The sequence below is a fragment of the Nostoc paludosum FACHB-159 genome (genome assembly GCF_014698835.1).
GTDB lineage: Bacteria > Cyanobacteriota > Cyanobacteriia > Cyanobacteriales > Nostocaceae > Nostoc > Nostoc paludosum.
The window spans coordinates 142,509-161,994 of the sequence record NZ_JACJTU010000016.1; the positions used below are offsets into that span (position 1 = coordinate 142,509).

A 19,486-nucleotide genomic window follows, 5' to 3' on the forward strand; every position below is an offset into this window, starting at 1 on the left:
TGTTACTTTCGCAGAATTTTAGGGAAATCTATAAATAAGCATGGGAATTATCAAAACCTAATGGCTGTAAAACGAAGACAACACGGTAGCTTCTGCTACCGTTTACTAATTTTTTGAGACATTCTCAATAAAGAAGACGCGGAGACTGGGGGACGCGGTGACGGGGTGAAAGAAGAAGATGCAGTGAGAGAAGAAGATGCAGTGAGTAATTTCTCCATGTTTTTGCGTCTCCCTGTCCCACGTCCCCCCATCCTCCATTCCCATTTAATGGACAGTTTGCGCTAGGGTAGGAACTGAAACTCAATTTGTGATTTCCTGTGCTTCCTGCTAAACGTCCAGCTGTATTTCTGAGTTTGGCTGTTTTATTCACTTCGTTAACAGCCTGTGCTAACAGTCCAGTGTCCAAAAACCTTGAGGAGTCTTTGGCAGCAGATCCTAAACTGCAAAATAATCCGGTTGTCTTTGGAGAATCTCAGACTAACCAACCACAAGCACAGCAAAACGACTCAACAGTTCAGTTACCAGCTGATTTCCCTAAAGATATTCCACTATATTCCAATGCCAAACTACAGGAAGTTACACCTGCTAGCGATTCCGAAAACAAAGTCTCAACTCGTTGGTTGAGTTCCGATCCTAGCAACTTGATTGCTAGCTTTTATCGTAACCAGTTGCAAACAAATAACTGGCAAATTTCGCAACAGCCAACAGATGATGGAGTAGGTGCTTTTGAGGCACGTCGTGATAATTCACTGTTGAAAGTTTCGATTCAGCCTCAATCAGTTACTAACGCTACACCGAATCAACCCCAAACAGCCACAGAATTACTGATTGAGTACGTACCAAATAGTAGTACTGCAACAGCACAACCTACTCCAAGTACAAATGCTAACAATAGTAGTAAGGATGTTCCCCAAGCAGGAGATCCGCAGTTCATCGGCCCTGTACCACCTGCAAACTCGGCATCGCAGCCACCAACCACAACTAATAACCAAACAACTCCCACAGTCACACGTGAATCTCAGACATTCAACGATCTCAATAAAGCACCACAAGAATGGCGACAGCACATTCAAGATTTAGCTGCTTTAGGTGTTTTGTCTATAGAACCAAAGACAACTAAGAGTAATTCTGCTGCCACAACTAACCAATTTGAACCCGGTAAAATCGTTACACGTCGCGAATACGCCCGTTGGCTAATTGCTGCTAATAATGCTATGTATGCCAGCAATTCAGCTAAACAAATTCGCCTAGCAGCAGAAAGCACTCAACCAGCTTTTAGTGATGTATCCTCAAAAGACCCTGATTTTCCAGCAATTCAGGGATTAGCTGAGGCTGGGTTAATTCCCAGTCCTTTATCTGGAGATTCTACAGCTGTTTTGTTTCGTCCTGATGCTCCCTTAACACGGGAGGTGTTACTGCTGTGGAAATTACCCTTAGATACTCGCCAAGCCTTACCCTCTGCTAACTTGGATGCTGTCAAACAAACCTGGGGTTTTCAAGACGCAGCCCGAATTGATTCTAAGGCTTTAAGAGCAGTTTTGGCTGATTTTCAAAATGGGGAACAATCGAATATTCGGCGGGTATTTGGCTATACGACCTTGTTTCAACCCAAAAAACCAGTAACTCGTGCTGAGGCTGCTACAGCTTTGTGGTACTTCGGAACTCAAGGGGAAGGTGTCTCAGCGGCTGATGCGTTGAAATTAAAGCAAAGTTAAAGTTATTGCCTACTTTATCAAAGATAATGTAAATCTAAGTATTTACAGCATTTTTATCTGTGATTGATGAAATTTTAAGGCATAGTTAAGTAAAATAACGTAAAGAAACTTAACAGAGTTGCCTAGTTTTGAAGTAAGCCAGAAAAACAAGTTGTCACATTATCGCCCTTGATGATTTTTAAACTTATTAAAAATCTTCACAGGTCTAACAAATATCAAAGATTACCCCTGTTAATATTTATTCTTTAATTTAATCAGGCAAGTGAATTGGGTTTTACGAATGTAATGGAATCTTGTCGATCTCAGTTAGATATATGTAACCCTGTCAACAACAAGCTTCTCATCTGGGGCAATTACCACCCAACCACCGTTACTCATCAGGTGATAGCGGACACTACACTGGCGGCGATTGAGGCTAAGTCTGTTCCGGAACCTTCGACAGAGTTGGGGACATTGTTGGCAGTTGGTACTTTCGGTACAGTAGGAGTACTCAAGCGCCAGCAAAAAAGGTCGGCACTTACGACTGCGGGTCTGGTTTCTAGCGCACAATCGTCTCATACAGTTGACAAGTAATATTATTAATGTGGGATTACGATCGCTTATTTCAAATTATTGCAGAGTTGGTGATGCATCATTCTCCTAGTGGTGCAGAAGCCGAAATTAACCAGTTGTTAATCCAACGATTTACAGCACTGGGTGTAGAAGTCTGGTGCGATCGCGCCGACAACATTATTGCAAAAATCCCTGGGCGAAGTCCAGACCGAGCCATCGCCATTACAGCCCATAAAGATGAAATTGGTGGGATTGTTAAAAATATCGGTGATGAAGGTCGCGTTGAAGTCCGCAAACTCGGCGGTTCTTTTCCCTGGATTTACGGCGAAGGTGTGGTAGATTTGCTGGGAGACAATGAAACCATCAACGGAATTCTCAGCTTTGGTTCCCGCCACGTTTCCCACGAATCTCCGCAAAAAGTCCAGCAGGAAGATACTAGCGTCAAGTGGGAAAATGCCTGGATTGAAACCAAACGCACTACGGCTGAACTCGAAACTGCTGGGATTCGACCTGGAACGAGAATGGTGATTGGCAAACATCGCAAGTTGCCAATTAGATTAAAGGATCATATTGCTAGTTACACATTAGATAACAAAGCCTCTGTTGCCATTTTGCTAGCTTTAGCTGAAAGTCTAAAACAGCCACCTGTGGATGTTTATCTGGTGGCTTCAGCAAAAGAAGAAGTCGGGGCAATTGGCGCCTTATTTTTTACTCAAAATCAGCGTTTAGATGCCTTAATTGCTTTAGAAATTTGTCCATTATCTGAGGAATATCCTGTTAAGGATGGGGAAATCCCTGTACTTTTATCTCAAGATGCTTATGGGATATATGATGAGAGATTAAATGGACAAATACGCCAATGTGCTAAGCAGTTGGATATGCCAATTCAGTTCACAACTCTGAGTGGATTTGGTAGCGATGGTTCAATTGCCATGAAATTTGGACATGTTGGACGTGCTGCTTGTTTAGCATTTCCTACTCAAAATACCCACGGTTATGAAATTGCTCATTTAGGAGCGATCGCTAATTGTATTGATTTATTAAAAGCCTTCTGCGAAACTGAGTTGGAGATTTAATTTTTTGGATTTTTTAGCCTGATTCACCATCGTTAATCGATCTAGCTATGCTATTTTTTGACACTGATTTGGCTAAATGCTTGCTTTATGCCAAGCTTTAGTGTTTAGTAATACTTGATAAAAGCCGATGATGGGATTTGAACCCACGGCCTGCTGATTACGAATCAGCTGCTCTACCACTGAGCCACATCGGCGTACACAATCGAATAGTATAGCATGATTCACCTATGGTAAATCCAAATCCGAAAAATCGCCTTAGCCCCGAACAATATAACCGCCTCAAAGCAGAAATGGCAGCGCCTTATCGGGGCTTGCGACAATTTTTCTATATTACTTTTGGTGCTTCTGGCTTAATTGGGGCATTCATCTTTTTTTTCAGAGTGCTTGCAGGGCGCGATATTGACAGTGCTTTGCCGAATTTAGCTCTCCAAATAGGAATCGTTACCTTGATGGTTTTTCTTTGGCGCTGGGAGCAGCGTCGCCAAGAAAGCCGCAAATCTGGTAAAAATACTAATTCCTGAATCCATTTGGATTGTTAATTTTTGCAATGCTTTTTTACATATCTTTATCAGCTTAAATATTTTGATAATAATTAAAATATCAGGAAAGAAAAAATAAAGAAATTATTACGAAATCTCAAAAAGTAAAAATTTCTGAGAAACTATAAATCGTTGAAACGGGGTCAGCCAATATAAAGACCCTGACTATAAACTCAATTTCATTCAAATGGGGTCAACTATATTTAAAGACCCCAAATTTTATAACTCAAACCTGAAATTTAATAAAATTCACAATACTGAAAGCGCCAGACTGGTAATTTACCAGTCTGGCGCTTTCAATTAATCAATTAAGCCTTTACAACTGAGCACTCTTTATTGAACCGTTACCAAATACGATGAAGGAATTGGTTGGGCACGTCCACTATTAACAAGTGCTTGGTAAACAAAGGCAGCGACTTCTGCTCTAGTCGCCTGACGATTAGGATTGAGTTGCTTAGCAGTCGGATAATTGATTACTAGCTGTCGTACAGTTGCAGCAGCAACAGGGGCGATCGCATAATTAGGAATCTGACCAGCATCGGTGTAAAACGAAAGAACACTTTGATCGTTGGCAGTCAAGCCCAAACCATTTGCTAAAGCTACCAACGCCTGCACTCTCGGAATTTGTTGTTGTGGCTTAAAAGTACCATCAGGATAACCAGAAACAAATTGACTTTGGTAAGCAGATTGAATTGCAGCAAAAGCCCAAAAATTGCTTGCTACATCCTTAAATTTAATAGCTGGGCGCTTGGCTGGTGGTGTCAGAGCCTTAGTGATAATGGTGGCAAATTGGGCGCGGGTTACAGGTTCATTGGGTTTAAAAGTACCATCAGGAAACCCAGCAATAATATTTTGGGAAGCTAAGGCTTCGATGTACACTTTTGCCCAGTAATTTGCTGGCACATCTTTAAAGGCGACAGTTCCTCCTGGGGGTACGTCAACAACTGCGGCAACAAAATCTACTGAACCAGCAATTCGTTTTTGATCGATATCATTGCCAACAGCGAGAATTGTACCAGTTTTAGTAGCATTGTTGACATCATAACGAGCATTATTACGAATCAGATTACCACCAGGATTTTCATTGGTACCAAGGTCAGGTAAAGCACTAACAGTCGCTACAACACCATCCCGCTTATTGTTTTGAATGACATTCTTACGTAATACGGGCTTAGCTGACTCTGAGATAAAAAGACCGTCTTGGTTTTCGATGATTTGGTTTTCTACAACTAAGGGTGTAGAAGTGCCACCGATCGCTATACCAAAACCAGTATCCTGAAATAAGTTACTGCGGATTTCTCCTTGGGCAGATTTAGCAACTGAAACTCCATTGCCTTTATTTTGCACAAAGATGTTACTTTCGATTTTGGGGTTGCCTGTACCAGTAACAAAAACGCCCTCTCTGATGCTGTTAGTAAAAGTACTGTTTTTGATGATGGGATTCGTTGATTCCACCCAAACACCAGTACCTCGGCTATTTGGGTTGGTGACAGTGACCCCTGTAATGGTCGTATTTTGGTCGGCAAGGATGGTAATGTCCTGTCTGGCAAAGGTGCGGCTAGTGTAGAAACCTCCACCCGAAATTAATATTCCCTGACCTCTAGTAGCTTCATCACCCCGCAGTGTCACCCCTGGTTTCAGCAAGATGGGAAAGGTTTCCCCAGTTTCCTGGCTATAATTTCCAGGTGCAAGCTGAATTGTTGTCCCTGGTTGGGCTTGACTAAGAGCAAAACTTATGCTCTTGTAAGGTGCATTAGCGGTAGTACCAGCACCAGCGTTATCTGCACCAGTTGTAGGATTAACGTAAATGACTGTTGCAGTGGTGGGAACTTGCGCTGTGATTGGGACGATACCTTCTGGGTGAGTAGCACCAGCATTGACCTCACCAGGTAGTACTATTGACCCACCAGAAACAACTAACAAAGCCGTTAGCCCGGCTGCCATGCGTAGACTATATCTGAGATGATTGCCAGAAAGATGGCGAAAATTTTTCGCTGGAGAAGTCTCAAAACCCCGATGTTTCATTTTTGAGTCTGTGATGTGCTGAATTACGGTATGTCGAACAAGGTTAAAGCTAGCAGTTTTGTAAGCTGCTATAAAACCCATGCAAAACTATACCGAATGATTAGCACTAATTCAGCTAAATTCCTGAGATAAATCACAGAACTTATACATAAGTTATATACTTTAATTCAGAAAATTTTACTATGGCAATCGGATCTGATTTTTGACTTCCGTAGGAGTGGAGAATCAGCCTTTTCAAGTCCTAATAGTACAGCACAGCATAAATCCAGCTAAAGTCTCCATTAACCAGACAAGGGTTTAAATTCCTTACTGGGTCAAAGTACTATAGCTGGATTTCGGAATTAATTATGCTGGGATATCATGACTGGAAGTTGTGGCGATCGCTTGGACAACGGCTACCACCAACTTTGTTACCTACAAGATTTACTGAGTATCTAATAAGCTAAAGTTTCTAAAGTTTCTCGTAAATATCGTTGTACCTGCTGTTCTAAGCGAAGTCCCTGTAATTGAGCGCCGCGTTCTAGTTGCCAGCGTTGAAAACCAGAACTAGTAGAAATAGCACATTTGAGGCTATACCAAATTTCACTATCAGCAGAAAATTGGCGATCACTATAAGCTGGAATTTGAGCCATAATTCCTCATTCCTCTGTTATTAGTAATTGGGCATTGGGCATGGGGTATTGGTTAATACTTCTCGCTCACTCCCTCATGTCCGCGCGTAAGACCGTCTGCTCCTAGCCACTTCAAATAAAATAGTATTTACTCTGGGGGCTGCTGCGAATCTATTTTTCTTGCGAACAAAGATTCAAACAATCGGGGTAACATTTGATTAACCCGCACGCCTAAAATTGTAAAATCTTGTTTAATCTTTTCTAAAGATAACGGTTCTATGGCTGCAAATTCTGTGTCATTAGTCACTAAAACTCGCATGACACTAACGGGTATTTGTAAAAATAGATTACTGGCTAAAAAGGCTAAGGCAGCAAGTATTAAACCAAGGCTGCGCCATTGCGGTAAAAACTTAGCTGTATTTGCTACTGATGGGGCAAATTGATATATATGCCACAACGCCCAAATCGACAATACTGCTGTTACTAGGGCTAGGATACGATTTAACTTTGTATTAGTTAAATAAAGAATTTTTCGCTGCCGCTCTGTCAAATTTTCTGGTTTTAAGGCTATTCCCAAAAGGCCAAAGATGTAAAAGGGGCGACGCAGCTGCATCCATAGCAGCGGCACAACACCAATGGCGGCTACTAAGAATAGTTCCATCCAGACGGGCAAAAACGGCTCACCCACAGACAGGAACAATAAGCAGAGTATTGAAAAAATAGGTAACGTCGCTAATCCGGCGACGTGAATCCATAAAATTGGTTCAGAGCGAAATGAAGCCATATATTAAAGTTATGAGCTAAAAGTTAAGAGTTAGGAGTTAGAGAGTTTTAACTCATAACTCCTAACTCCTAACTTGTAACCATTTTACCCTCAGCACTATCTAGTTAAGGTGAGAGTACGGCGCTTGGTAACCATTTGATAGGCTTCGATGATATCACCTTCAGCCCAGTCATTGAATTTATCAATGCCGACACCGCATTCATAACCAGCATTTACCTCGCGGGCGTCTTCTTTCATCCGTTTGAGGGAGTCCAGCACGCCTTCATAAATCACTTTACCGCCACGTCGCACCCGCACTTTGCAGTTGCGAACTAGCTTGCCAGATTGAACGTAACACCCAGCAACGGCACCACGACCAACTGGGAAGACGGCGCGGACTTCGGTTTGACCCAAGGGCTCTTCCACCAACTCTGGTTCGAGAAGACCTTCCAAGGCATCTTGGATATCTTCCAAGAGTTTGTAGATAACGTTGTATTCCCGAACATCTACACCCGCTTCATCAGCGGCTTGTCTTGCGCCACTGGCAAAGGTAGTGTTGAAGCCAATAATTACAGCGTTACTAGCTGATGCTAAGTCGATATCTGTTTCGGTAATTTCCCCAGCGGTAGCCAATAACATCCGAATTTGGACTTCGTTTTGGGGGATTTGCTTGAGCGCTCCCACAATGGCTTCCACAGAACCTTGCACGTCTCCCTTCAAGATTAAGTTGAGTTCTTTCAACTCGCCTTCTTGTGCCTGAGCTGAGAGGGTTGTGAGGGTGACACGTCCTTGCAACAGGCGGGATAGCCTTTGTTTGTCGGCGCGATCGCCTGCTAGGGTTCTGGCTTCTTTTTCGTTCTCGAAGACCTCGAACTCGTCGCCTGCTGCTGGTACATCACTTAAGCCCAATACCTCAACAGCAAAGGAGGGAGAGGCTGCTTCTACTCTGACGCCTCTGTCGTTCACCATTGCCCGCACCTTACCAAAGGCGGAGCCTGCTACTAGCATATCTCCTACATGCAATGTACCATTCTGAATCAACAGGGTAGCAACTGCTCCCTTGGCTTTATCCAGATGTGCTTCAATGACAGTTCCTCTTGCAGCCCGGTCTGGGTTGGCAGATAGTTCTGCTACCTCTGCTACCAAGAGAATCATTTCTAAGAGCGTATCTAGGTTTTCGCCTTTGATAGCGCTCACCGGCACCATAATTGTGTCGCCGCCCCATTCTTCTGCTGTTAAACCATACTGAGTGAGTTCTTGTTTCACCCGGTCTGGCTGGGCAGCTTCTTTATCAATTTTGTTGATGGCGACGACAATTGGCACTCCTGCTGCTTGGGCGTGGCTAATAGCTTCGATGGTTTGGGGACGAACGCCGTCATCCGCAGCTACTACTAACACAGCAATATCTGTTACCCGCGCTCCTCGTGCCCGCATCGCTGTAAAGGCTTCGTGACCAGGGGTATCTAGGAAGACTATCTGCTGTGGTTTGCCTTCATGTACCACATCCACATGATATGCACCAATGTGTTGGGTAATACCACCTGCTTCGCCAGCAGCTACTTTGGTTTTACGAATCGAGTCGAGTAGAGTTGTTTTACCGTGGTCTACGTGACCCATAATTGTTACCACTGGCGGACGGCGATGGAGATTTTCCATATCTTCAGCGCTGACCATTTCGGTAACTTTCCGAGCTTCTGCTTCTGGTTCGGCAGTTTCAACTTCTATTTCTAGTTCTTTTGCTACCAGAGTAATTGTTGGAATATCCAGATTTTGGGTGATACTGACTGCCATGCCTTTGAGGAACAGGATTTTCACAATCTCTGTATCGGCAACAACCAACAGGTCAGCCAATTCTTGGACAGTCATTGGCCCTGTGACCACAACTTTTTCTGGACGTTCGCGCTTGGTTTCGACTTCTTGGCGACGGTTTTGGTCGCGGTTAGAAGTCGATTTTTTACCTCTTGCTGTTGGGGCACTAACCAAGGCTGCCGCTGGGGCTTGTGCGGGCCGAGCCGATTTGGGTTTGGGGGGACGGGCGATGGAAAGGCTGACTTGGACGGTGGCTGGTGCGTCTAGATCGTCATCATCCAGCAAATCGTCTTCAAACTCGTCATCATCCAGAAGTATTGGCTTGCTTCGCTTGCCTTTAACGCCGGCCTTGCCTGCTTTTTCTTTAACTTCGTCGATGATTTCTTCTTCTACCCACTTTTTGCCGCCTTTGGTTGGTCGGGGTGGAGTTGGGCGTTTTAAATCCAGGAGGTCAGGGGCGATTGGCTCCTCACCTAATACCTCGGTTTTCGCCGCTATTGCTGACAAATGTCTTGGTGGAGTAGCAATTGGCATTGCTGCTGCTACAGCTTCACCAGAACGGGCAGGTCTTGGTCGTTGCCCATCTCCTATTGGTGATGGTGCTGATGGACGACTTCCCCTTGGCTCCGGTTTGCCGGGTGAAGTAGTGGGACGAGGCTGTTTTTGTGGTGCCGCTGGCGAGGCCTGGTCTGTTGGCAGCTTAGCGACTTTTGGCTTAATAATTTGATGGTCGCGATCGCCTTCTGCGGGCCGTGGACGTTCGCGTTTGAGGATCGGTTTGTCTGCCGGAGGTTGCTGGTCAGCTACCTGTGGTTGTTCTGCCGCTGGTCTTGCCGGTGGCGCAACTAATTGCGGTTTTTGAGGTTTCTCCGGTTTCGGTCTGGGTGAAATTACTTTTTCCGGTTTTTGGGCAACTGTTTTTTCCTGTGGCTGATTTGGAGGAGGTGTTTGTTCCAAATCTTGCACAGGAGGTTGCTCTGTGGTCTCAGATTGATTCCGGGGTACGGGTCGAGTTGGTGCCGTCGGCTTCATGGGTGAGACTGGTGTAGCGAAAGGCCGTGGAGGTGAGGGAGGATTAGCTTCAGACAAAGCAGCTTGGGTATTGGTAGCAACTGACGCCTCTGAGGCGTTGGAGGTAGTATTTCTCAATATTTTCGGTTTGCGTATTTCCAAAATTTGCTGTTTGTGGGGTGCAGCAGGTCGGTTACGTCCGCCGTTTGGTAGTGAATTTGATTTATGGCTGGTTGTACCTGGTTCCTTTTTAGGCGTGACATTTGTCGCTGCGAGTTTTTGTGCAGCAGTACGAATCTGTTCTGCCTCGGATTCTGAAATCGTGCTGCTATGGCTTTTGACCGCAATGTTGAGCTGGTCGCAAATTGCTAATAGCTCTTTGTTATCCAAATTCAATTCCTTTGATAATTCATAGATTCTAACTTTGCCGTTGTTCATCCACTCTTCCCCTTTAATTTACAGTTTTAGCGGATGGCTGCCTGGTTTGCGACATCTCCATCCTTTGATTACTGTTTTTAGGTTGCCCTTGGTGATTTTGCCGGTGCCTCCAATCAGGAAAGAGAGATGTTTCGGTTTAATGATGGCATCCCCACCAAGAATGATGGTTGAGAGATGCCCATAAAAATTTTTTAAATAAAAGATTTTTATGGGAACCCTTGACGCCGAAATGCGCCTGAGCGCTACCAGGTTGCCATTTTCTAGTTTTTTGTTTTGCTGATTCTGAGTCTTCCACAACACAATCGAGTACATTTGTTCTGGTAGTGTTGCTCCGCCCCTCTTTTGACAAAAGAGCCGAATGCTTTCTACACCCATTTACTATTTTGGCACTAACCCTAACGTTCGACAGAGAATATGAAAAAGGCGCGACTAATTCGACTTTCGCACAATTTCTCTACTGATGACGCTACTAAGTTGTTCCAAATAATTAAATTTGATTTTGGGTATTATTGCTGGCTAGACGTTGCGACAAGCTTTGGTACAGCGTTTCTGGCACTGATGCATGTAGCGATCGCCCTAGTCGATTTTTCTTTTGAGCTGCTTGTAGGCAACTCGCTTGAGGACAAATATAGGCGGAACGCCCCATACCCCGATCTAATTGTACCTTTCCAGAAGGAAAGACGCGTACAATCCGCCAAAACTCTTCTTTTAAACCTAGTTTGCGGCAGCTAATACAGCGCCGATAATTTGGTTTCATCAGTTTTGTGAGGATCTCAGTTCAGCATTTTCCGTGTAGAAAGAAGTTCGTTATTACTATTTTTTACTTATACCAACTCGTTTTCAACAAAAAATCTTTGAGATTGGGATTAAAATCAACAGTAACAAAATTTAACAAAATTGAGAAATTATTCTTCATCCTCAGCATCAAAAGTATCATTATCTAGTTCTTCTTCCAAGTCGTCTTGATTTTCCGACTCTAATTCTTCAAAATCAACATCATCTTCATCCTCTTCTTGCTCTGCTTGATATTTCGCTCTCGAAGCTATAAATTTAGCATCTTCTCCGGCATGGTCGTACTTGGCTTTGTCTTTGATATCAATTTTCCAGCCCGTCAGGCGTGCTGCTAAACGGACATTTTGTCCTTCTTTGCCAATGGCCAAACTCAGTTGGTCTTCAGCCACTAGTACGTGAGTTTGCCGGGTTTCTGGATCCATGAGGCGGACTTCATCTACCCGTGCTGGACTCAAGGCATTAGCGATATATGTTGCTGGGTCTGGTGACCAGCGAATTACATCTATTTTTTCACCACGTAATTCGTTGACTACCACTTGAATTCGCGAACCCCTAGCTCCGATACATGCACCAACTGGGTCTACATCGCGATCGAGAGTATCTACTGCTATTTTAGTCCGGGGGCCTACATAACGGGAAGGGGGGTTTGCCTCCCTAGCTACGGCAACAATCCGTACTACTTCGTCTTCGATTTCTGGTACTTCATTAGCAAACAGATAAACTACCAAACCAGCATCGGCTCTCGATACTAGTAACTGCGGCCCCCGTTGCTGACCTTGGGAAACTTTTTTGAGATATACCTTGAAAGTGGCGTTTGCCCGATAATTATCGTTGGGTAGCTGTTCGCGCTTTGGTAATTCCGCTTCCACTTCTGGCTGACCAAAACCACTGCTAACTGCCAAAATTACTGATTGACGTTCAAACCGCAGGACTCTTGCTTGCAGAACGGTTCCTTCTAAATCTTGGAACTCTTCTTGCACCATCTGGCGCTGTTGATCCCGGAGTTTTTGCGCTAGTACTTGCTTGGTTTGCATGGCTGCCATGCGACCAAATTCTCCTTGATCTGGTGTCACATCCAGTACTACGGAGTCGCCTAACTGTGCTTCGGGAGCTACTAGTTGAACTTCGTCTAGAGAAATTTGATGGTCTGTATTACTGACTTTTTCAACAATAGTTTTAGTGGAAAGAACGCGAAATCCTTCTTCTTCTATATCCAGTTCTACTTCAAAATTCTCAAAATAATCTTCGTCAAACTGTTTGCGCTCTAAATTTTGAGCGCGACGATAACGTTCGTAGCCTTTGAGTAGTGCTTCTCTAATAGCTGATTGAACTGCAAGACGAGGTAAATTACGCTCTCGACTAATACTTTCAATTAATTCTTTTAATCCAGGTAAAGTAACCATTGACATAAGCAATCTCCTGTAAAAATTAGGGACTAGGTATTGGGGACTGGGGATTGGGGCATGGGGGAGCCACTGCGGTCATTTGGTCTCCAAATGTGGAGCAAGTGGCGTCATGGGGCATGGGGCATGGTAAGACACAGGGGGACGGAGGGGAAAGATTTACTGCAACTTTCCCTCTGCACCTGAAGCCCCTCTGCACCTGAAGCTCCCCCAGTTCTTAGTCCCCAGTCCGCAGTCCGCAGTCCCCAGTCCCTAATCCCTAGTCCCTAGTCTTTAGTCATTTGTTTATCGACGTTCGTCTAGCTGCACTCTAGTAATTAGAGAGCGCTGAATTTCGACTACACGACCTTTTTGGTTTAAGTAAACTGCTGTCTCATCCCGGCGAATCAGCTGACCAGTCCACTCTTGTTGTCCCTCATAAGGTGGGGAAGTGGAGATAATGACAGGAAATCCTTTGAAAGAGATAAACTCCCTGTCGGTGACCAATTGCCGCGAAATACCAGGACTGGACACTTCCAAGACATAAGCATCTGGAAAGATTTCCGCAGCATCTAAGGAGGTTTCTAAAGCACGGCTCATCTTCTCACAATCATTTAACCCAGTGTCGTGCTGAGGATTGCGAATATCTACCCGCAGTACTGGTGGACTTTGGTTAGTATGAAAAACCACGCCCACTAGTTCTAATCCCAGTTCTTCTGCCACTGGTGTTGCCAAATCAATAATTTTTGGTACTAAGGGATGAGCCATGAGAAAATTCAATAAAAAAAGTGGGCATCGACCCACTTCCTGCGATAGGGATATCTTCCAAGAAGTCTTGTGACGAACCAATACAGGTTCGCCCTAATTCGAGTTTAGCGCATTTCTTTTGTAGTGGGGCATTGGGCATTGGGCATTGGGACTGTGGAGTTAGGAGTTAGGAGTTATTCTCCCCTTGTCCCCTTGTCCCTTTGTCCTCTTCTCTCCCTCCCTCATCTTTCCACTGCTGCTGGAAGTGATGCTTGTGTTCGTAGTTGTCTGGTTTGCTCGATGATTTGCTCGATATCTTCTTGGGACAAACGCTGAACGTAGTTGAGTTTGATTTCTTCTAAGAAGTCAGAAAGTAAGCTTTCAATTTCTGCAAGCAAGTGCTTTTCTTTGATTTGCCCTGTCAAGGCTTCGGTGAAACTTTGTACTAGTTGACTGGTGAGTTTTGCACCAACAGGGTCTTCAACAGCACTAACTAAAGTTTTGTAAAGATTTGTTGTGATTTGGGTTGCTAGTTGTTGGCTGAGTTGGGTTTGGGCTTGCCCGACGCCTGGGAGGTTCTGGAGGTTGCGGTAGATGGGAACTTGATGGATGACGGTTTCGATATTGTGACGCAAAATGGCAACGATCGCCGGCTGGATTTCGGGTAGCACTTGGTAAACAACTGTTTTTACCAAAAGGCCTGCGATCGCTTCTATTTCATTGACATTATTAATATCTATGTAGGAACGCACATTCTCTTGTTGCGACAGCCAGCGGATTAATTCACCCCGCTTAATTGAAGCCTGGACTTGGTTAATTACCCTTACCACTACAATTTCTGTCAGTTCTTCGGCAAAATTGGCAACAATTCCCTGATTAATTTGTCGGCGCACTCGATACAAGCTCAATAACTTTGCTTGGTCGAGACGAACCAATACGGGTAGAACCCGCAGCCATCTAAAAAATGGTATTAATAGTAACAGGTCGTACCAACGCCACAAGAGTGCTTCTAAGAAGCTTAAACCAGGATGTTGGCGTCTGATTAAAAAGGTACGCCCCAGCAATTCTAGGGCAAATAAAATCACAAATACTGAGTCGATAATCCAGAAATTATTGATAAATTCGCCACTTTCGCCAATTCGGCGGTAGTAGTTAGTGGCAATCAAAGGGCGGATTCTCTGGTTGAAAAAATTAATTTCTGGAAGCCAGCCTTTTTGGGTTAAGTACGGTTGACTCCAAAAAATGGCAAAGGACTGTTTTGCAGATTCATTGTCGATGCGATCGCGCATCCGATTTTTGATTTTTTCTAGGGTACCACTCTTATTCGCCCCTGCAAATGGGTTAGTGTCAATTATCTCGTTGCTCAGACGAGTTATTTCCTCTAGTTTGCTTTTGACTTCAGGCGACTGTAATCCTGTTTGGCTGACTTGTTCTTCCAATGCGTCTAAGGTTTCTAGATACTTTTTCGTCTCTCGATGCGGTTCAATACCTTTGATAGGGTCATAAATTTGGACAATTTGGGGAAGTTTTTGTAAGTATAAATCCCGCCAATGTACGTAACTTAAATCAAACAAAACTAAACTTAAATTTACCGTGGCCAGGATTGCCATAAATCTTTCAAACCAAAGATTGCGCTTGTCAGAAGTTTTTATATTTTTCATTTTTTTTGTTTTGAATTATACATTTTTCCGTGATTTCCAATATTAACTCTCTGATTTATTGACTACCAAATTTCGGCAACCAATTATCTCCGCTAATATAAGATACTTCTTTTGATGGATGACACAGATTAGTTTTTGTATTGGCAGTTAAGTTTGACAAACATAAATTACAAATTATTCAAAAATCATTAAACAATTACGAAAAAAGTTATTAAAGAAACTTAAAATGCAGCTGTTAACGTCTATAATCCTGCTGATTTAACCCAAAGGAGTTTTCATTTATGTGGTGTGGGTTTGGAAAATCAAGCGCGGCTTTTGCTGCTACTTGCTTGTTAACTGCTAGCATAGTAGTTGTAGACACAAGTTTTGCAGCCCCTCAACGTAGTTATACGCCACAGCAATTTCGTGCTGTGTTGCGGGGATTAGGCTACAACGTCAAGGTAACAAATACGCCGTTGACGGACGAAGAAACCAAAAAAGCAATTCGTGAATTTCAGACTGGTTATAGGCTAAAACCAGTTGATGGCATAGCGGGGCCACAAACCCAAGCTTATGCTGCTAACATCGTTAAAATTCTGCAAGGGAATTTGAATGCGGTGGTGAAGCCTAATCCTCCGCTTCCTCGCGATAATTTTTATGGTCCTCAGACTGAAGCTGCGGTGAAGGAATACCAAAAGAAAAATCAGTTGCAAGAAACCGGAATTGCTAATTTAGCACTCCGGCAAAAACTGGATGCAGAAGCAAAAGGACTTGTGGGTCAGCCAACTCCTAAGCCATCACCAACACCGACGGCTAAACCGACGACTAAACCAAGAAGTGTACCGAGTCCGACACCAACGGCTACACCAAGTCCGACGCCGACGGCGACACCAACTGCTACGCCAACTGCTACGCCAACAGCGACACCAACTGCTACACCAACAGCTACGCCAACTGCTTCACCTACATCTACACCTTAATTGCCACCAAAAAATTTCTACCTCGAAGCCTCAACTCAAGATAATTCGTAGTTGTTAATTTGTGACATTTCCTACACTTCCCCAAAGGGAGGTGTAGGCTTCTCAATTAATTACTAATTCGTAATTATTGGGTTTGAGTCCTCTACCAAAATCTCCGATTTGGTGGTCTTGAATTAGTTGGGGTCTAAATGCCCTACCTTATCAATTTACGAATTACAGATTATTGGGTTCTTCTAAAGGTCTGCCTTTGGGCACAGGTAGAGATGGACTACGGTCATTGTAAGGCATAGGAATGTACTGGACAGTGGGTCGTCCTCCTTGTGGCTGTGGGTACAAATCCATCAAATCATAAATAGAATTGGGCAGTCCGACGGTTATGGGCAGCCCCATTTCTGTAGCTTCCTCAACAGTGATGGGATAGTCGTGGGTAACGCGTCCAGTTGTTAAGGCTTCGATAATCGATTCGATATTTTCTGGCTGAACTTTTTGTTTAGGTATACTGTCTTTGAGCAAAGTCCGCACAAAGCGTTGTACTTGCTGTATTGCTTTGCGTGCGAGGTCAGCCATAATTAAAGTTTGGTCATCAACTTCACTGATGGGTTTATCTTCGACTACTTTGATGATACTAGCTGCTGGGAAGTTACCGAGTTGGGGATCGACTGGCCCTAAAACGGCGTTGGCATCCATAACAATTTCATCAGAAGCTAGAGCTAGCATGGTACCGCCACTCATGGCGTAGTGGGGTACGAAGACTGTAACTTTTGCTTGGTGGCGAATTAATGCTCTAGCAATTTGTTCTGTAGCTAAAACCAAACCACCAGGAGTATGCAAAATTAAATCAATTGGCACATCTGGGGGAGTGAGACGAATTGCTCGCAGTATCTGTTCTGAGTCTTCGATAGTGATATAGCGAGATAAGGGAATTCCCAGTAAGCTAATGGACTCTTGACGGTGAATTAACAAAATCACCCGACTTTTGCGTTGCTGCTGGAATTCTTGTAAAGCACGCAAGCGCCGATATTCTATTTGGCGTTTTTGCCAAAGGGGTTGCAAAGAAGTAAGAAGCAGGAAAATCCAAAATAAATCGCCTATACCAAAGCCCATAAATTTATTTATTGGTCAAAAATAACGGTTGCCGCCATTATTGTGACAATTTTTGGGCGATCGCAATTCTATCGCAAGGCTAGAAGAGATGGGGAGGTGGACATAGGGCATGGGGCATGGGGCAAGCAGGAAGTGTAGGAGGGGTGGGAGGTGTGGGAGGATGGGGAAGCATTAATTCTCTTTCCCCCCACACTCCCCTCTCCCCCCTCTCTTCCCACACTCCCCTCTCTCCCCACACTCCCCACACTCCCCACACTCCCCACACTTCGTCATCTCCCCATCTGTCTTACTTCCCACGTCGCCAAATTTTGATCGTATCGTCATCACCGCCACTGACTAAGGTTTGTCCATCAGGACTGAAAGCAACACATCTGACATAACTGGAATGGCCTGTTAGTGTGCTGACTTCTGTACCACTGTGTAAATGCCACAGTTTGATGGTGTTGTCCCAACTACCACTAGCAATAAATTGCCTATCCCGGCTAAAGGCGACTGACCAAACTGAATCAGAATGACCGCTGAGTGTGCGAATTTCTCTGCCTGTGTTGACATGCCACAGTTTAATTGTGTTATCGCCACTCCCACTAGCGATGATTTCTCCGTCGTGGCTGAAGGCGATACAGTTGACAAAAAAGCTATGTCCAACCAGCGTGCAAATGTTTCTGCCTGTGTATACTTGCCAAAGTTTGATGGTGTAGTCATTACTGCCACTAGCTACAAGCTGTCTTTCTTGGCTGTTGGCGGTTGTAGCTGTTCTCGGAGAGTAGGCGACTGATGAAACTGGGTCGGCATGACCTTTAAAGGTTTGGATTTCTATACCAGTGTGTACCTGCCAAAGCTTTATTGTACAGTCAGCACCACCACTCAGGAGCAGTTTGCCATCTGGACTGAAGGCAACGGAATTTACCCAGTTGGTATGACCAATGAGAGTACGAATTTCTTTGCCTGTGTTGACATCCCACAATTTAATAGTGTTGTCCCAACTCCCGCTAGCCAAAATTCTTGAGTTGATATCTGTTAACCCCCCAGTTCTGCCAGACTCTCCTTGATAAGAAGAATTTAGGGAAATTGGGCTAAAGGCAAGGGAATGAACCATGCTGGAATGACCAGAAAACCAACGACCCAGTTGACGCACTAGCTTACCAGTACTTAGTTGCCAAAGTTTGATAGTTTTGTCGTTGCTACCACTGGCAAGATATTGTCCGTCTGGGCTAATGGCGATCGCATGAACCATACTAGAATGACCTTTAAGGGTCTGTATGCATTGCCAGTTCTGCTGATCTAGTATGACAACAGGCCCAGGTGATTGAACAACGGGTCTAGCTGATTCTTGTTTGGGCTTGGCCGCTAAAGATAATGGTATTGTTGCTAAATCTTCTCTAGAATCGCCTTCAAGTAAATTCAACCACTCCTGCACGGACTGGGGACGATAAGTTGACTCCAAATCCATGCCGCACATGATAGCTTGATTTACTCTATTACTGATGTTGGGATTAAAGTATTGTGGTGGTTCTAAATTAACATTGTGACGGCGATCGTCTGCACTTGTTGGTACAACTCCTGTAAGCAAATTATACAAAGTCGCGGCTAGGGCATAAATATCAATGTATTCTCCTCGTGGGGCTTCTAATTCATACTGTTCTGGTGGGGCAAAACCAGGAGTGCGATACACTGTATGCCTTTGAACTACATTGGGAATAAATTCTCTGGAAATGCCAAAGTCTATCAGCACTGCTTCTGATTTATCAATGCGAATCATGATGTTGCGCGGTTTGAGATCCCGATGCAACAGCCCTTTAGAATGAATCAGCGTTAAAGCGTCGCCAATTTGCCGGATATACAACAGTGCTTCTGTTTCTGATAGCAAACCTACCCGCTTCAAGCGTTGTCCTAAGTCCTCGCCTTGGATGTACTCCATCACCATACAAGGCGAATTTCCTTCATCAAAGACGTTTTCGATTTTTACTATATGAGGATGGTGACACACAGCCAGCCGAACTGCTTCATCACGGAAGTCTTGCCGTAATTTATTTCGGTGGAGTATCCAAGCGGGGTGATTCAGGATTTCTTCTTTGAGAGTTTTTATGACTCGCTGTTGATTTCTTTGATTTCTGGCAAGATAAGTGATGCCAATTCCACCTTCGCCTAGTTGGCTTTCAATAATGTAGCGCCCTCCGAATAAAGACTTTCCTGGATTCCACACCATTAGTAATATTTGACGTTTTCTGGTATTTATTTTGGCACGGTATCAGAACAGCCAACACGAATTTTTGGGAATTCCATTTGTATTGTTGTTGTAGCT

17 protein-coding genes and 1 tRNA gene are annotated in these 19,486 nt (G+C 44.1%); 6 read left to right on the top strand and 12 right to left on the bottom strand.

All coding sequences use genetic code 11. The annotated features are described in order from the left end of the window. Window positions 1–317: 317 nt before the first annotated feature. The 3 genes from H6H03_RS18095 to H6H03_RS18105 all read left to right on the top strand — a co-directional run bounded on the left by H6H03_RS18095 (window position 318) and on the right by H6H03_RS18105 (window position 3,343). Window positions 318–1,715 (top strand): S-layer homology domain-containing protein, encoded by a 1,398-nt coding sequence (locus H6H03_RS18095; RefSeq protein ID WP_190956483.1) that lies wholly within the window; start codon window positions 318–320, stop codon window positions 1,713–1,715. A 285-nt stretch (window positions 1,716–2,000) separates the two neighbouring features. Continuing rightward, window positions 2,001–2,288 (top strand): PEP-CTERM sorting domain-containing protein, encoded by a 288-nt coding sequence (locus H6H03_RS18100; RefSeq protein ID WP_190956484.1) that lies wholly within the window; start codon window positions 2,001–2,003, stop codon window positions 2,286–2,288. 8 nt (window positions 2,289–2,296) lie between these two features. Beyond that, window positions 2,297–3,343 carry a M42 family metallopeptidase gene (locus H6H03_RS18105; RefSeq protein ID WP_190956485.1) on the top strand — a complete coding sequence of 349 codons (1,047 nt, stop codon included), beginning with the start codon at window positions 2,297–2,299 and terminating at the stop codon, window positions 3,341–3,343. Window positions 3,344–3,465: 122 nt separating this feature from the next. On the opposite strand, the gene H6H03_RS18110 is transcribed toward H6H03_RS18105, so the two are convergent. Further along, window positions 3,466–3,537: transfer RNA gene (locus tag H6H03_RS18110), tRNA-Thr, on the bottom strand. Between the two features lie 33 nt (window positions 3,538–3,570). On the opposite strand from H6H03_RS18110, the gene H6H03_RS18115 reads away from it, so the two are divergent. After that, window positions 3,571–3,864 carry a DUF3493 domain-containing protein gene (locus H6H03_RS18115; RefSeq protein ID WP_190956486.1) on the top strand — a complete coding sequence of 98 codons (294 nt, stop codon included), beginning with the start codon at window positions 3,571–3,573 and terminating at the stop codon, window positions 3,862–3,864. Window positions 3,865–4,215: 351 nt separating this feature from the next. Here the strand turns inward: H6H03_RS18115 and H6H03_RS18120 are convergent, their stop codons facing one another. The 9 genes from H6H03_RS18120 to H6H03_RS18160 form a co-directional block, all read right to left on the bottom strand. After that, window positions 4,216–5,907: a DUF1565 domain-containing protein gene (locus tag H6H03_RS18120; protein ID WP_190956521.1), complete on the bottom strand. Its 1,692-nt coding sequence runs from the start codon at window positions 5,905–5,907 to the stop codon at window positions 4,216–4,218. A 434-nt stretch (window positions 5,908–6,341) separates the two neighbouring features. Further along, window positions 6,342–6,539 (bottom strand): hypothetical protein, encoded by a 198-nt coding sequence (locus H6H03_RS18125; RefSeq protein WP_190956487.1) that lies wholly within the window; start codon window positions 6,537–6,539, stop codon window positions 6,342–6,344. Window positions 6,540–6,666: 127 nt separating this feature from the next. Further along, window positions 6,667–7,302: a low-complexity tail membrane protein gene (locus H6H03_RS18130; protein WP_190956488.1), complete on the bottom strand. Its 636-nt coding sequence runs from the start codon at window positions 7,300–7,302 to the stop codon at window positions 6,667–6,669. Window positions 7,303–7,398: 96 nt separating this feature from the next. Continuing rightward, entirely contained in the window at window positions 7,399–10,539 is a 3,141-nt protein-coding gene (infB, locus tag H6H03_RS18135) for a translation initiation factor IF-2 (protein ID WP_190956489.1), read from the bottom strand. Window positions 10,540–10,557: 18 nt separating this feature from the next. Beyond that, window positions 10,558–10,914: a hypothetical protein gene (locus H6H03_RS18140; RefSeq protein WP_190956490.1), complete on the bottom strand. Its 357-nt coding sequence runs from the start codon at window positions 10,912–10,914 to the stop codon at window positions 10,558–10,560. Window positions 10,915–11,026: 112 nt separating this feature from the next. Next, entirely contained in the window at window positions 11,027–11,296 is a 270-nt protein-coding gene (locus H6H03_RS18145; protein ID WP_190956491.1) for a YlxR family protein, read from the bottom strand. Window positions 11,297–11,444: 148 nt separating this feature from the next. Beyond that, complete coding sequence (gene nusA, locus H6H03_RS18150; protein ID WP_190956492.1) at window positions 11,445–12,740, bottom strand: transcription termination factor NusA; 1,296 nt, start codon at window positions 12,738–12,740, stop codon at window positions 11,445–11,447. A 279-nt stretch (window positions 12,741–13,019) separates the two neighbouring features. Beyond that, on the bottom strand, window positions 13,020–13,481 hold the full coding sequence (gene rimP / locus H6H03_RS18155) for a ribosome maturation factor RimP (protein ID WP_190956493.1): 462 nt from the start codon (window positions 13,479–13,481) through the stop codon (window positions 13,020–13,022). Window positions 13,482–13,702: 221 nt separating this feature from the next. Continuing rightward, window positions 13,703–15,121 (bottom strand): hypothetical protein, encoded by a 1,419-nt coding sequence (locus H6H03_RS18160; RefSeq protein WP_190956494.1) that lies wholly within the window; start codon window positions 15,119–15,121, stop codon window positions 13,703–13,705. Window positions 15,122–15,402: 281 nt separating this feature from the next. On the opposite strand from H6H03_RS18160, the gene H6H03_RS18165 reads away from it, so the two are divergent. Beyond that, window positions 15,403–16,080: a peptidoglycan-binding domain-containing protein gene (locus H6H03_RS18165; protein ID WP_190956495.1), complete on the top strand. Its 678-nt coding sequence runs from the start codon at window positions 15,403–15,405 to the stop codon at window positions 16,078–16,080. A 213-nt stretch (window positions 16,081–16,293) separates the two neighbouring features. On the opposite strand, the gene H6H03_RS18170 is transcribed toward H6H03_RS18165, so the two are convergent. Next, window positions 16,294–17,184 (bottom strand): SDH family Clp fold serine proteinase, encoded by an 891-nt coding sequence (locus H6H03_RS18170; protein ID WP_190956496.1) that lies wholly within the window; start codon window positions 17,182–17,184, stop codon window positions 16,294–16,296. A gap of 116 nt (window positions 17,185–17,300) precedes the next feature. Here H6H03_RS18170 and H6H03_RS18175 point away from each other — a divergent pair, with 116 nt between their 5' ends. Beyond that, the gene (locus H6H03_RS18175) at window positions 17,301–17,564 is read left to right on the top strand and encodes a hypothetical protein (protein WP_190956497.1); all 264 of its coding nucleotides are present in this window, start codon (window positions 17,301–17,303) and stop codon (window positions 17,562–17,564) included. On the opposite strand, the gene H6H03_RS18180 is transcribed toward H6H03_RS18175, so the two are convergent. Then, the gene (locus tag H6H03_RS18180) at window positions 17,471–19,390 is read right to left on the bottom strand and encodes a serine/threonine-protein kinase (protein WP_190956498.1); all 1,920 of its coding nucleotides are present in this window, start codon (window positions 19,388–19,390) and stop codon (window positions 17,471–17,473) included. The two genes, H6H03_RS18175 and H6H03_RS18180, sit on opposite strands and share 94 nt — an antisense overlap. Between the last annotated feature and the right edge of the window lie 96 nt (window positions 19,391–19,486).

Excerpts from the sequence above, each read along its gene's own strand:
- H6H03_RS18125 (WP_190956487.1), bottom strand. The coding sequence starts at position 6,539 with ATGGCTCAAATTCCAGCTTATAGTGATCGCCAATTTTCTGCTGATAGT.
- H6H03_RS18105 (WP_190956485.1), top strand. The coding sequence starts at position 2,297 with ATGTGGGATTACGATCGCTTATTTCAAATTATTGCAGAGTTGGTGATG.
- H6H03_RS18100 (WP_190956484.1), top strand. The coding sequence starts at position 2,001 with ATGGAATCTTGTCGATCTCAGTTAGATATATGTAACCCTGTCAACAAC.
- H6H03_RS18175 (WP_190956497.1), top strand. The coding sequence starts at position 17,301 with ATGGGGCAAGCAGGAAGTGTAGGAGGGGTGGGAGGTGTGGGAGGATGG.
- rimP (WP_190956493.1), bottom strand. The coding sequence starts at position 13,481 with ATGGCTCATCCCTTAGTACCAAAAATTATTGATTTGGCAACACCAGTG.
- H6H03_RS18140 (WP_190956490.1), bottom strand. The coding sequence starts at position 10,914 with ATGGGTGTAGAAAGCATTCGGCTCTTTTGTCAAAAGAGGGGCGGAGCA.
- H6H03_RS18180 (WP_190956498.1), bottom strand. The coding sequence starts at position 19,390 with ATGGTGTGGAATCCAGGAAAGTCTTTATTCGGAGGGCGCTACATTATT.
- H6H03_RS18145 (WP_190956491.1), bottom strand. The coding sequence starts at position 11,296 with ATGAAACCAAATTATCGGCGCTGTATTAGCTGCCGCAAACTAGGTTTA.
- H6H03_RS18165 (WP_190956495.1), top strand. The coding sequence starts at position 15,403 with ATGTGGTGTGGGTTTGGAAAATCAAGCGCGGCTTTTGCTGCTACTTGC.
- H6H03_RS18170 (WP_190956496.1), bottom strand. The coding sequence starts at position 17,184 with ATGGGCTTTGGTATAGGCGATTTATTTTGGATTTTCCTGCTTCTTACT.
- H6H03_RS18115 (WP_190956486.1), top strand. The coding sequence starts at position 3,571 with ATGGTAAATCCAAATCCGAAAAATCGCCTTAGCCCCGAACAATATAAC.
- infB (WP_190956489.1), bottom strand. The coding sequence starts at position 10,539 with ATGAACAACGGCAAAGTTAGAATCTATGAATTATCAAAGGAATTGAAT.
- nusA (WP_190956492.1), bottom strand. The coding sequence starts at position 12,740 with ATGTCAATGGTTACTTTACCTGGATTAAAAGAATTAATTGAAAGTATT.
- H6H03_RS18160 (WP_190956494.1), bottom strand. The coding sequence starts at position 15,121 with ATGAAAAATATAAAAACTTCTGACAAGCGCAATCTTTGGTTTGAAAGA.
- H6H03_RS18120 (WP_190956521.1), bottom strand. The coding sequence starts at position 5,907 with ATGAAACATCGGGGTTTTGAGACTTCTCCAGCGAAAAATTTTCGCCAT.
- H6H03_RS18130 (WP_190956488.1), bottom strand. The coding sequence starts at position 7,302 with ATGGCTTCATTTCGCTCTGAACCAATTTTATGGATTCACGTCGCCGGA.